The 13,575-nt window shown below is 57.7% G+C and carries 5 protein-coding genes and 1 pseudogene; 1 reads left to right on the forward strand and 5 read right to left on the reverse strand.

Translation table 11 applies throughout. The annotated features are described in order from the left end of the window. The first annotated feature begins 31 nt into the window (after positions 1 to 31). The gene (locus AC0YNU_RS06560) at positions 32 to 244 is read left to right on the forward strand and encodes a small, acid-soluble spore protein, alpha/beta type (RefSeq protein WP_475754468.1); all 213 of its coding nucleotides are present in this window, start codon (positions 32 to 34) and stop codon (positions 242 to 244) included. Between the two features lie 142 nt (positions 245 to 386). Here the strand turns inward: AC0YNU_RS06560 and AC0YNU_RS06565 are convergent, their stop codons facing one another. The 5 genes and pseudogenes from AC0YNU_RS06565 to AC0YNU_RS06585 form a co-directional block, all read right to left on the reverse strand. After that, positions 387 to 662 carry a LexA family protein gene (locus tag AC0YNU_RS06565; protein WP_475754470.1) on the reverse strand — a complete coding sequence of 92 codons (276 nt, stop codon included), beginning with the start codon at positions 660 to 662 and terminating at the stop codon, positions 387 to 389. A 213-nt stretch (positions 663 to 875) separates the two neighbouring features. After that, entirely contained in the window at positions 876 to 9,176 is an 8,301-nt protein-coding gene (locus AC0YNU_RS06570) for a GH36-type glycosyl hydrolase domain-containing protein (RefSeq protein ID WP_475754472.1), read from the reverse strand. Between the two features lie 931 nt (positions 9,177 to 10,107). Further along, positions 10,108 to 11,004, reverse strand: a complete 897-nt coding sequence (locus tag AC0YNU_RS06575) for an aldo/keto reductase (protein WP_475754474.1) — start codon at positions 11,002 to 11,004, stop codon at positions 10,108 to 10,110. Positions 11,005 to 11,199: 195 nt separating this feature from the next. Continuing rightward, a pseudogene (locus AC0YNU_RS06580) lies at positions 11,200 to 11,576 on the reverse strand (YciI family protein). Positions 11,577 to 11,713: 137 nt separating this feature from the next. After that, complete coding sequence (locus AC0YNU_RS06585; RefSeq protein WP_475754476.1) at positions 11,714 to 13,459, reverse strand: ABC transporter ATP-binding protein; 1,746 nt, start codon at positions 13,457 to 13,459, stop codon at positions 11,714 to 11,716. Positions 13,460 to 13,575 lie beyond the last annotated feature (116 nt).

Consider the following 13,575-nt stretch of genomic DNA (forward strand, 5'->3'; position numbering starts at 1 on the left):
AGTATCAATCCCAAATATAGGAGGCATTCAAATGGCTAAAAACACATTAGTGGTACCGCAAGCTTCTCATGCTCTAGATCAGATGAAATTCGAAGTTGCACAAGAACTGGGTATTCAGCTTTCTCCTGACGGGTATAACGGAAACTTGTCCACGTACAATGCCGGAAAGATCGGCGGTTCTATCACCCGTAAATTGGTTCAAATCGCTGAGCAAAGTCTGGGTGGATCGAAAAGCTTTCGGTAAATAAACATCGCAAAGGAACGCTTCGGAGAGAAGCGTCCCTTTGCATGTAATGAAAAAAACTCGCCGCTTCCTGCGCCCCATGTCCGAGCTCCGCGTAGCAGCAAAGTATCGCGTCCGCCCGCCTCGCCCCCCATCAACCGACTTACTTGTAGATATAGTCGCTTTTGTTTTCCTGAAGCAAACGGTTATACTCCCCCCGCACATAATCAGGCTTAAGTATATTCATCGTTTCCGACTCGCCGCGTTCCCAGTTCAACACCCCTTCTTCTTGCAGGATCTTCAGATGGGCATAGACCGTGGATCGATTCTTAAGACCGACATAGTTCCGGATTTCATCTACCGTCGGAGGCAAGCCTCGCATATGAATAAAATTTTGTATCGAGCAGGCAATTTCAATGCTTTTTTGCGACAATCTCATTCGAACACCTCCACACAACACAGAACGTATGTTCTTATAATTAATATAATTCAACGGGAGTTGTAAATCAAGAGCGAAAGCCGGACCGCAGCCACTGATCATGGACTTCGAATGTGGACTTCGGACGAAAAAGCAAAAAGCCGCAGTTACGCGGCTTTTTGTCACTCATACGCCATGCGGATGCAGACTGCATGTCCCCGCCTGCGAACCTCGCTATAAAGTCAGTTCGATCACGTGCTCCCCTTGGTCGTCCTCCAGCGTGATAAACGGACTGTCCTCCAACAGATGCGCGCTCAGCTCGGCTTCCCTTCCATCGATCCGCAATGCGGTACATCCGCTGGATTTATGCGACGGATTGGAAACGATAATCCGGTATGCCGTGCTCTTGTACGTGTACGTAACGGTGAATTCCGGCCATTCGGCAGGAATGCAGGGCTTGATCAACAGCCGTTCCCCTCTTCGCTGCAGCCCCAATATCCACTCGATGCCCGCTTGGTACATCCATCCCGCCGCGCCGGTATACCACGTCCAACCCGCATGTCCGCGATGCGGCGGTTCCGTATAGACGTCGGCCGTCATCGCGTACGGCTCCCCGACGTAAGTTCGGGCTTCGAACGCGGACTTCGCGTGCGTGATCGGGTTGAACATATGGAACAGCTCGAACGCCTTGTTCCCGTCTCCGAGCATGCTCCAGGCTACGATGCTCCAGATGACGCCGTGCGTGTACTGGCCCCCGTTCTCCCGGATGCCGGGCGGATAGGCTTGAATATAGCCCGGGCTTGGCTTGGTTTTGTCAAAAGGCGGCGTCAGGATGTGCGCGATGGCTAGATGGCGGTCGACCAGCTCGCGGTCGAAGGAGCGCATCGCCTGCTGCGCGCGCTCCGGCGGCGCCATGCCGGAGATGACCGACCAGGATTGGGCGATGGCATCGATCCGGCATTCCGCGTTACGGACGGATCCCAGCCAATCGCCGGCGTCGGTGAACGCGCGGCGGTACCAATTTCCGTCCCAAGCCGCTTCCTGCATATCCTTCTCCAGCAACCGGCGAGCGCTCAAGTACCGCTCCGCATGTTCCCGTTCGCCGCGCCGCTCGCAGATTCCCGCAATGCCGCGCAGGACATCGCCCAGGAACCAGCCCAGCCACACGCTCTCTCCGCGCCCTTGCGGTCCGATATTGCTCATGCCGTCGTTCCAATCACCGATGCCCATGAGCGGCAGCCCGTGTTCGCCGAATCGAAGCGCGCGGTCCAGCGCGCGGAAGCAATGCTCGAGAATCGTGCCGCTCTCCTGCGACTGGACGGTCTCTTCGTAGCGCTCGTGCTCGTCTTCCTTCAGGTGCTCGCTCTGCAGGAAAGGCGCGATTTCCGTCAAAATGCTCTCGTCCTCCGTATGTGCCAGATAGCGAACGACGGCATACGGCAGCCAGAGCAGATCGTCCGAGAACCGCGTGCGGATGCCGCGGTGCGTCTCTTCATGCCACCAATGCTGCACGTCCCCTTCGCGGTACTGGTGCGAGGCATGGCGAATGATCTGCTCCCTCGTCATTTCGGGCCGGATATGCAGCATGGCCAGCGAATCCTGAAGCTGGTCGCGGAAGCCGAATGCGCCTCCCGCCTGATAGAAGGCCGTGCGCGCCCACATCCGGCACGACAACGACTGATAGAGCAGCCAATTGTTCAGCATAATATCCATTTCGGCCGAAGGCGTGGCAACCCGGATCGTACCGTTTACGTCTTTCCAGAAGGCGCGCATGTCTTGCAAGGCTTGTTCGCATGCGTCGGCTTCGCCGTACTTTAGGGCTAGCCGCGCCGCGGATTCGCGGGAATCGCCGCAGCCCAGCAGGATATAGACGACGCCGTCCTCGCCGGGTTCGAGCGATACGGAGACTTGAACGGCTCCGCAGGCATCATGCACCGGACCCGTCTCGCCCGAGAGATGCGCCTTGCGCATGGCGACGGGATCTTCGAGGTCGCCTTCCCGGCCGATGAACGACAGACGGCTTCCCGTCCATGACTGGCTCGCCTCCGGCGTCGGCGGATGGATCGCAAGGAACGGCGTTGCGTCGCGGAACGTGTCTTGATACGTGTTCCGCGCAAGCAGAATGCGCTGTTCCGCATCCCATTCCGTGACGATGCTGGAGGCGTTTCCTTCGCGATGCACGCCGATCACCCACTCGGCGTAATACGTCACGGACAGTTTCCGCACGTCGGTCGTATCGTTAACCAATCGAAGCCGGATAATCTTGACGGGATCTTCCGGCGGAACGAACGCGGTCATCTCGTGCCGGAGACCATGGCTCTCGTGCTCGTAGCGCGAATAGCCTTGTCCGTGCGCCACCGTATACGCCGCCGTCGATTCCGTCTTCCGTGAAGGAGCCATGCCCCAGTATTCGCCGCTCCATTCATCCCGTACGTAGACGGCTTCGCCAGGCGGATCAAGGGCAGGATCGTTGGACCATGGCGTCAGCTTGCATTCGCGGCTGTTTCTCCACCAGGTTTGGCCGGTGTACAGCTCGGAGGCCAGGAAGCCGAAATTCGCGTTCGCCACCACGTTGATCCAAGGCGCGGGCAGATGCTGCCCGCCCCGCAGCACGATCCGGTACTCGCCGCCGTCCGGCGAGAAGGCCCCGTATCCGTTGAAGAACAGACCGGCGCTCTCGTCCCGCGCAGGTTTATCGGAATAACGGATGGGCGGCGCAGCGGGTTCCAGCATGGGCGCTTGCTTAGCGAGCTTGGGCTCGCGCGGCAGCAGCTGGGCTCTCAGGCTCGGTCCATCCGCATGCAGCAGCAGCCTCGCCGCGGCGAACAGCAGATGCCTGTCCTCGTCCGGCTGCCCGGATGCCGCGACGATATGCACGCCTGCGCCATTGCCCTGATTAGGCGCGTATTGCTCGATCATCCGCTGCAGCGCATCCCGCAGCTCCTGTTGATAGCCGCCGGAGGACTCGTTCCAAATCACGAGATCGAAGAGCAGCCCTTTCCGACGCAAATATTCATAGCCGACCAACAGCTTGTTCATGAACGGCAGGCTCGACGTATCTTCGATGCGTACCAATGCGATCGGCCTGTCACCGGAAACGCCGTGCGCCCACAGCCCCGGCTGCCCTTTCGCGTTCGCGGCGATGCCGGCCTCTTGCTCCGGCCGAAGCGGCGAGGCGAACAGGATGCGTCCGGCCAGCAGCTGGTAGGCGGATGCATCGGCGTCGGCGATGTGCAGATGCTGCAGATCGATTTGGCTTCGCGTCCATGCCAGCTGGAAAGAACGTTCCGTCTGCTGGGGCGGCAACAAGCTCGCCGCGATTTCCAGCGCCTGCTCCTTGCTGTCGGCAGCGCCGGTTATGGCCGTTAAGCTGACGTGTTTGCCTGGATCCACCTGAACCCGTCTGCGCATGATGAAGGCCGGGTCCGCGACGGAGCCGACCGCGCCGCCAAGCCGCGCGTCCAAGCCGCGAGGGTTGGCGAGCGTATGCCCTCTTCCGATGAAGGCCGCGCGGTCGGTCTCGAATTCCACCTCGCCTTGGATGCTGTCTCCCTCTCCAAGAACGTGAAACGCCCATAGGGATGGCTCGCCTTCATTGCGCGGGCGCTTGCGGGCAAGCAGGCATTGCGCTTCCGGGGCGAACTCCGTTTGAACGAACAGCTTGGTGAAAGCCGGATGGGCCTTGTCCGCGTCATGCGCTGCCATGGACAGTTCCATGAACGTCGTCACTTCGACGATTCGCGCCTCCTGCGTGTTGTTGGTCAAGGTCAACCGGCGGAGCTCCGCGTTATGCTCGGCCGATACCGTTACCTCGAGCTTCGTCAGCAGTCCATCATCCGCGCGCTGGAACGTTGTCCGCTCCTGCATGAACTGCACGCTCTGTTGATCCGCATTCTTGCGGCAGGGTTGATAGGACGGGGACCAGTAGACATTCTTCGCGACGTCCCGAATGTACATGAAGCTGCCCCAAGGATCCGTGACCGGATCCTCCCTCCAGCGGGTCAAGTCAAGGCCATTGTACCGGATGAAGCCGCTGCCGGTTTCCGTCAAGACCGTCGTCAGCGAGCCGTTGCCGTGCACGTTCGCCTCGGGAATGGGCGCCGGCACCGCCTCGAATTCGCGCAACGGGGCGTTATGCGCCGGCTTCGGATCGTTGCCCCTGCTCGTCCTTCCCGGCAGCTCCCGATTCAGAATCGCCGATTTCGACGGGATCCGCTCGATGAGCAGCAGCTCGGCAGCCCGAACTCGTTTATCCGCATGGAAGTAGTCGATCATGCATGCCGGCACCAGCATGTTGGCCAGCGTGAGGAGGCTCATGCCTTGGTGATGCGCCATGAAGCTTTGAATGACTTTGAAGGATTCGCCCTGCGGCATGCGGCCGGCGGTAAAATCGATCGCCTCGTAGTAACCGTATTGCCCGCGCGCGCCGAGTCGATCCAGCCGCTCTAAGTTTCGCAAGCCATCGCGCAGCGCGAACGGGAGCGCCATGATTGCCGCATACGGAGCTACGACCACGTCCTCTTCGAGCCCGCGCTTGAATCCAAGCCCCGGCACGCCGAAGGCGCGGTACTGGTAATTCAGCTGGTAATCGAACGCGTAATAGCCCGATTCCGAGATGCCGAAGGGCACGCCGCGTTCCTTCGCGTATTCGATCTGACGCTGCACGATCCCGCGGTACGTGCTTTCCCAGACCGTACCCGGATAGGTTCGCATGATCAGCCACGGCATCATATACTCGAACATCGTGCCCGACCAAGAGATCAGCGCCGTGTGGCTGCCCTGCTTCTTGGCCGTGCGGCCGATAGCCAGCCAGTGGGAGACCGAGATTTGGCCGAGCGCGATGGCGACGAAGCTCGTTTGCCTCGCCTCCGAAGCCAGTAAATCGTAGAGAATGGTATCCCTGCGGCCCGAATCGGCATGGTAGCCGAGCACGAACAGCTTGGCCTTGTCGTCGTAGAGCTGCCGGAAATCCGTCGAGACGATGAGCCGTTCCAATCGTTCGACGAGCTCATAGCCAAGGCTGATCCAAGCGGTCGCCGCAGGCGGCTGCCCTGCCTTGTCCGGATGCAGCGCCTCTTCGTGCGCATCGTTAAGATCCTCCGGACGGATCTGATCCAGCTCGACGGCAAATTCCGTGCCGACTGCGGCAAAATGGCCCGGTGTCCGCCGCGATCCTTTGCCCCAGCCGTCCTCTTGCAGCCAGCGAAGCAGTCCTTGCTTGACGGTCATCAGGCTGGCCGCGAAGTTGCCGGAATCCACCGTCGAGACATAGGCCGGATGAAGCAGCGCAAGCGTCGTGGTATCGTACCAGTTGTACAAATGGCCATTCCACTTCTCCATCCGTTCGACCACGCCGACTGTACGCTCAAGGCGTTCCACGAGCACCTGCGTCGTGATGAAACCCAGCTCTCTTGCGGCTACGGCTGCCGTCAGGAGAAAGCCGATGTTGGTCGGCGACGTCCGGTGAGCGACGCCGTTCGACGGCTCGATCTGCACGTTGTCCGGCGGAAGGAAGTGGTCCTCTTTCCCGGCAAAGTCCTCGTAGAACTGCCAAATTTCCTTCGCCAGCCCGCGCAGCTGCTCCGCGTCCGCCGCTTCAAGCGGTCGCTCGGCTTCGAGCACGGGCTGATCCAGCCAGCGCACCGCTAGCGGAGCAAGCGCCCAGAAGAAGCACAGGACCAGCCCGAACCACAGGAGACCGTCATTCGGCTGCAGGACAGCCGCAGCCGCGAATAACACGATCAGGGTATACCCTCCGCCGGCGCCTAGAATTAGGCTTCGCCGCGATTGGCCTTGGTTTCGTTCCGTCTCCGAGAAGCTGGTCCATTCCAGCATCCGGCGTTTGCTGAACGCCATGCGGTATACAGTTTTGACGATGGCATCCAGCAGCACGGCCGTCTGGAACGGAAGCGTCCAGAATCCGATGACTGCCAACACGAGCGTCGACAATAGGCGATTCGGATGCATGTCCGCCGGGTTCGTGCCGGCTATCTGCCTGATCAAGGGCAGCAGCAGCGTGGCGAGCAAGAGCGCCAGCCAGCGCGCCGAATAACCGGGCAGAACGGTAACGGCCAGCGCGAACAGCACGAACAGCGCAATCGGCAGCAAGCTGCGCCGCAGATTGTCGACGATCTGCCAGCGCGTGAGCAGGGACAGGTCGATCGGCTGCAGCACGCCGCGCCGGTCGCATAGCTTGGCGCGGAGCCAGCACAACAGCTGCCAGTCGCCGCGAATCCATCTGTGCATCCGTTTCTGGAAAGAGAGAAACGTGGACGGATGCTCTTCGATCAACTCGATGTCGGATACGAGCGCCGCCCGCAGAAATCCGCCTTCGAGCAAATCATGGCTAAGCACGGTGTTGTCCGGAATGCGTTCTCCGAGCAGCTGAGCGAATACGTCGACGTCGAATATTCCTTTGCCCGTGAAAATGCCGGCGCCGAGCGCGTCCTGATACGGATCGGAGACGGTAAACGCATACGGGTCGATGCCCGGATCGGACCAATAATAAGCCAGCCGAGAACGCATGGCAGAGACGTGGCTGGTGCCGATGCGGGGCTGCAGGACGCCGTACCCTTCCACGACCCTTGTTCCCGCCTTGTTCAAGCGCGGTCGGTTGTAGGGAAGATGCAGCGTGCCGATCAGCCGCTGCGCGCTTCCGAGCGGCAATTGGGTGTCGGCGTCCAGGGTGATGATATAACGAATCTCGGGCAGCACCCGTTGATCGCCGTGCTTCAACTCGTAGCTGGTGTTTCCGCTGCCGCGAAGCAGCTCCACGAACTCGACCAGCTTGCCCCGCTTTCGCTCCCAGCCCATGAATGCGCCTTCGCCGGGATTCCACTGCCTGGCTCGCTGGTAATAATGAAAGGTCGTGCCGCTCTCTCCCCCGTACATGCGGTTCAAGCGGTCGATACGGGCTTTGCCCGCGGCGATTAGCAGCTCGTCGGCAGGAAGGCGTTCTTCCTTCGCGTCGGCGAAATCGCCCAGCAGCGCGTAATGAATATTCGGGTCCCGATTGCCCAAATAGTGGATCTCGAGCCGGTCGGTAAGCTCCTCCACTTCTTGGACCGTCGACCATATAGCCGGTATGACGACCATCGTCGCGGCTTCGGGCGCAATGCCGTTCGAATAGTCATACCGCAGCAGCGGCTTAGCCCGGCAGATGCGCTCGATCCCGAAATGCAATCCGGTCATGACCCATTCGCTTACGGGGAACAGCAGCGCGACCAGCACAGCCGCCATACCGGCGGCAGAGATCGTGCGCCAATCGACGACCCAAGCCGCCAAGGCGACCAGCAGCAGCGCGAACAGCCCCAGCAGCGAGGCGAAATAGTTCATGGGCGCGCGTCCGGCTAAACGTTCGCCCGGCATTTTCCGCGGCCTGCTGCATTGCTTCAACGCTTGAACCAAGCGGCTCACGCCAACCGGCTCGAAGACGTAATACGCCGCAAAGGCTTGGCGAGGAAGCTCATCTTGCCCATGAACTCCTCCTGTATCCCCACTTTCGTTGGCTTCCGAATTTGAAGTAGCGGATTCGAAAGCTTGCTTGGCGAGCGCGAGCGATTGCGAAGCTACGAGGCTCTCCGGCACGCGCATCTGTCTTGCCAGCGCTTCGATCCTGTTCAGGATCTCGTTCCTGCTGGCCGCATCCAACCGGACGTAGATGCCCGTGTTGTCCTCGCGCATGGTGCGATCGAGCAGACTGATCTCCTGGAACAGCTCTGCCCAATCCCTCCGCTCGTTGCTGCGCAGGCTCGTGATCAGATTGCCTGCCTTCATTTGATAGGCGGCTTGAAGCTTCGCCTCGTACGTGACGACGCGGTCGAGATCTTCCGAACCGTTCTCGTAATTGCAGATGAGCCATTCGCGCACGACAGCCGAATCGCCCGTCCACTCCCGCAAATGGCTGATGAGATGCGCAGCCCAAGGACCGGACAACGGCTCGCTCTGTCCTGCTTGCCCAAGCGCCGTGCCGATGGAATCGGCGCTTATCTTGGCGGGTTCTATCCGCTTCAGCAGCAGTTGAACCTGGCTGCATACTTCCCGTCTATCCCGCACCAGTGCCATGGTTTCGGCGATCTTGCCGATCAGCGACACCTTAAGCATGATCGGAATCGAACGGGCTTCGGCGAGCGTCAATACGGATATTTCCTGATAGGCGCCAAGGAACGCCCGAAGGGTTCCCTCGTCCAGGATGCCGTCCACCTGATCGAGATACGCCAAACAAAGCGCATGAATGCGCAAACGCTCCTTGCCGCGTAACCGCGGCAGATGGACAAGCGACGGCTTGGACAGATGCAGCTTCACGTCGAGCGCCTGCTCCTCGATGAATTCCGCGTTGTCGAGAAGCCATTCCTCGGCCTGCTGTCCGCAGCCGACCGGCTCGTTCTGCAGCAAAGCGACGAAAGATCGGATGCTCGCGATGTCCGCGTCGAAGTGTTTCTTTATATAACCGGGCTGGCCGGCCGCGGCTTTGATTTGTTGCTCGAGCGCCAGCTCGTGTGCGTACTGGCTGAGTTGTTCGATTGTGGTAGGCATGATAGGCTCCTCCGGAGAAATCGGTGTAGAATCAGCGAACGCGATTATTTCGTCCGGTGCGTCTGCAAATCTAATGACTACCCAATTATTGCCATCGAGGCGGGATTTTATAAATCGGCTGCGTAACTTCGACGTTTATCCGCCAAACGCCAAAAAACCAGAGGCCGCCATGAAGACGTCATCTGGTTTCGGTCGCTATAGTCGAAATTTCAATGGATCGCTTGCAATGGAGGCTTGCTGCAGGTTGAAGACGAGTTTTGCGGGAACATTCTCGGACCGACGAGAACCTGCGTATTCAATCGATGTAAACCGGCCTCTGGCTGCCCCCGCCTCCTTCTCATTGCTATCTCGCGTGGCTTGATACGGAAAAGGACTGGCACATTCGCCAGCCTCAGGCTGTCGAGAAAGATGCCATTCGGTCATCGGGAGCTATTCGGCACGTATAGGCGATATCGAACATGTAGGATTCACCTTGTTTCCGAAATAGATGCAAATCTGCATTTATTTTCGAATTTCAACCGGGTTCCAATGGAATAAACGCAAACGTGCATTTATTTATCCGATTAATCGCAAAATGGGCTCAAAGTCAGTCAATTAGCTGCATATTTGAAGTTATTTCCATTATCCCGACATTAACGTTGAAAATAACGGCAGATTTGCAGTTATTTGATGCAACATCCTTGAATCGACTACTTCGCGGAGCTTGAAGAGTTGACTATAAGGCCGTTTTCCGGTTTCGTGCATCATGCTCGATGATGGAGAACGGAGGGCGTAACCGGAGCAAACTCATTCCTAAGCTTATTTATGGGCTCCAAAACAAAAGAGAAACCGGCCGTTTTGAAAAAAACGGTGGTTTCTCTACAATCTGAGCCGGCGCATTCGCCAGCCTCCTTTTTCGTTACGCCTCTATTCGGCAGCCAAATCCGGAATCTCAGCCTTGGCCAATCCACTCAGCCTGAGCCTTCGCCTTCCACTGCGCGCGAATCGCCTCATAACGTTCCGCCGACAGCAAGCCCTGCGCCAGCAAACGGGCATTCTCCGTCCAACGGTCCGGCTTCGTCGTGCCGACGATGGCGGCGTTCACGCCCGGTACGGACAGCGTGAAGCGGAGCGCCGTGCCGATCGAATCGCTCATGTCGCCCTGCAGGAAGTCGTAGCCGAGCGTCTGCAGCCGATCCCAGTACGTATGATGGTACCCGGATTCCGGCTTCTTGCCGGTCTTCCAGGCCGCGTTCGCGATCGGCCGTTTCGCGACGACGCCGATGCCTCTCCGCTGCGCCTCCGGAATCGTCAGCGTTATCGCCTCCTGGTCGGCGATGTTGACCGACGTTTCGAGCGAGTCGAAGGCGCCGCATTGCACCGCATAGAGCGCGGCTTTATGGTCGCCGCTGTAGCCGATGTAGCGCGTCTTGCCTTTCTCTTTCGCCCGTTTCAGCACGTCGATGACGTCGCCTTGGCGCAGCAGTTCCTCGGAACAGCTGTGCAGATGCACGATGTCGACGTAGTCCGTCTGCAATCGCTTCAAGCTGCGGTCGATGCTGGCTTCAAGCATGGCCGGATCCCAGTCGGGCTGGTCGAAGCCGGACGCATGGCCGCATTTGGTGAACAAATAATAATCCCCTCGCCGCCGCGCAATCGTCTTGCCGATCAGCTCCTCGCTCGTTGCGTAACATTCCGCCGTGTCGATGACGTTCAGCCCCGCGTCGAGCGCACTGCCGAGCAATTTGTCCGCTTCTTCGGCGCTGACGCCCTCGAAGCCGATTTCCGCGCCGCCGAAGCCGAGAATGCTCACGTTCATGTCGGTTCTGCCGTACTGCCTTGTTTCCATCCTGCATGCCGCCTCTCTTTCGTCGATTGATCTTGGTTTGACGTCTTCTATTATAAACGTTTTGCTAGAGTCTTGAAAAAGTGGAATTTGTATCTTGTGAAGTTAAACGCGCAGAGCGCCGCATTTGATCACCTGATAGCCTTCGGACCGAACAGCCGGCAGGAAGTTGATTTTAGCAGCAGGTTCCCGCCTTTCTTATGAATGCAAGTTCCGCTTCGTTGCCTCGAATACTTGACGAAGTTCAATCTGACCTTCCCCATGTCCTTGGGGTCCGGCATCCGCATGGCCCACTCGATGGCTTCTTCCCTCGACTTCACATCAATCAGAATGAACCCGGCAATCAATTCGTTGGATTCCGTAAATGGACCTTCCGTAACCACCGGCTCTTCCCCTGGTTTCGGATAGGAGAAGCGGATCCCGTTTGAGCTTGGATGAAGCCCTTTGGCCTCAACCCGCACGCCTGCCTTAACCAAGTCCTCATTGTACTTCGTCATGGCATCAATGAGCTCCTGGCTCGGGAGATTTCCGGCTTCCGAATTCTTCGAGGCTTTGACTATCAGCATGAATAGCATAAATCCACCTCCTTGTTTCGATAGTCGTTCTTTCCAACCAAAAATCGGCTTTCACCTTCTCGATGTGAGACGTGAAAGCCGATTTTTCGGTTTGAGCCTTCAGTTGATTTGACTTGATCGTCGTTCAACTCGTCCGATTAGACCAGTCGTTCAATCTGCTTTGCATACAATCGGGCATACACGCCATCACGGGCAATCAATTCGGCATGTGCGCCTTGCTCCGCGATGCCGTCCTCCGTTAACACGATGATTCGGCTTGCATTGCGAATGGTGGACAGCCGATGGGCAATGACTAGCGTGGTTCGCCCTCTGGCCAACGCTTCCAACGACTCCTGGACGAAGCTTTCGCTCTCGTTGTCGAGGGAACTCGTCGCTTCATCCAAGATCAAGACAGGCGGATTTTTCAGAAATACGCGCGCAATACTGAGTCGCTGCTTCTGACCGCCGGATAGCTTGACGCCCCGCTGACCGATCTCGGAATGGTAGCCGTTCGGCAGCTGCCTAATAAAATCATGGGCGTTGGCATGCTTAGCGGCCGCGATGATGGCTTCGTCGCTTGCGTTCGGATCACCGTAACGGATGTTCTCCATTACCGTGCCCGCAAACAAGTAGACATCCTGCTGGACGACGCCGATACTGCTCCGCAACGACTGAAGCTCGATGTCGCGGACGTTGATGCCGTCGAGCAGCACTTCCCCGCCCGTCGCTTCATAGAACCTGGGGATGAGCGAGCATAAGGTCGTCTTGCCGGCACCCGATGGTCCGACTAACGCCACATACTCCCCTGGCCGAATCCTCAGCGTAAGATTGGTGAAGACCGGCTTCAGCTGCGGTTCGTATCGAAACGTCACGTTCTTCCATTCAATCTGTCCCCATACAGTCGACAACGCAACGGCATCCGGGACATTCTCGATGTCCGGCTGTCTATCCATAATGTCCATGAACCGCTGAAACCCGGTAACGCCCTCTTGAAGCTGCGTGCTCATATGCGTCAACCGCTGAATCGGTTCGATCATAAAGCCGACATACAACAAGAACGTGATCAGATCCGCCAAATCCAAGTTGGCGTGGACAATACCGATGCTTCCGAATACGACGACCGTAATGGAAATCAGTTGAATAATCGCTTCAAAATAATTGTAAAACAGTGCTTCTGCCTTATACGTTCCTTTGCGACTGTCAAGAAAACGATTGTTTTCCCGGTCGAATTTCCCGATCTCTACTTGCTCGCGGGCAAACGACTTGACGACGCGGATACCCGATAAACTGTCCTCGACCTGCGCGTTAATGTCTCCGATCCGTTCTTTGTTGCGGCGCAACGCTTGATTCAGCCGTTTATTGAAGTAGATGGACAGCACGCCCATAATAGGCAAGAAGCAAAAAACCGCGATCGTCAAGGGCATGTTGATCATGAACAAGATGACGAATGCACCGCTGAAGCGGACGAAATACTTGAGATAGTCTTCCGGTCCGTGATGATACAGCTCGGAGACGAGCAGCAGATCATTCGTAATGCGAGACATAAGCTGGCCTGTCTTCTCCTTGTCATAGAACCCGAAGGAAAGCTTCTGCATGTGAGCGAACAGCTCTCCGCGCAGATCGCGTTCCATGCGCGCGCCCATCTCATGGCCTTTGTAATCCACGAAATAGTTGCTCACGTTCTGGATCGCGACGAGCACGAGCATGAGTCCGCCGATTTCATACACCCGCGGCAGAGCCGATGTTAAGTCATCGGCCAGCACGTCCTTGGTCATGTAACGAACGAGCAACGGAAACGCCAACGTAATGGCAGATACGACGAAGGCACAGGACAAGACGCGAATGAACAATGGCAAATAAGGCTTGTAATACGAGAAAAATTTTTTCAATGGAAATGAAATCATGGAACTACCCCTTTAGGCGTTATGGTCGAGCGCCTATAAGAGAGCACACCGTTGATTCGTAATTATTACCGTGCAGCACCCTTATAGGTTGGGGTGGGGTGACTCAGCGTTTTTCT

The organism is Paenibacillus sp. J31P316 (genome assembly GCF_056269105.1).

Excerpts from the sequence above, each read along its gene's own strand:
- AC0YNU_RS06575 (WP_475754474.1), bottom strand. The coding sequence starts at position 11,004 with ATGGAAACAAGGCAGTACGGCAGAACCGACATGAACGTGAGCATTCTC.
- AC0YNU_RS06560 (WP_475754468.1), top strand. The coding sequence starts at position 32 with ATGGCTAAAAACACATTAGTGGTACCGCAAGCTTCTCATGCTCTAGAT.
- AC0YNU_RS06570 (WP_475754472.1), bottom strand. The coding sequence starts at position 9,176 with ATGCCTACCACAATCGAACAACTCAGCCAGTACGCACACGAGCTGGCG.
- AC0YNU_RS06565 (WP_475754470.1), bottom strand. The coding sequence starts at position 662 with ATGAGATTGTCGCAAAAAAGCATTGAAATTGCCTGCTCGATACAAAAT.
- AC0YNU_RS06585 (WP_475754476.1), bottom strand. The coding sequence starts at position 13,459 with ATGATTTCATTTCCATTGAAAAAATTTTTCTCGTATTACAAGCCTTAT.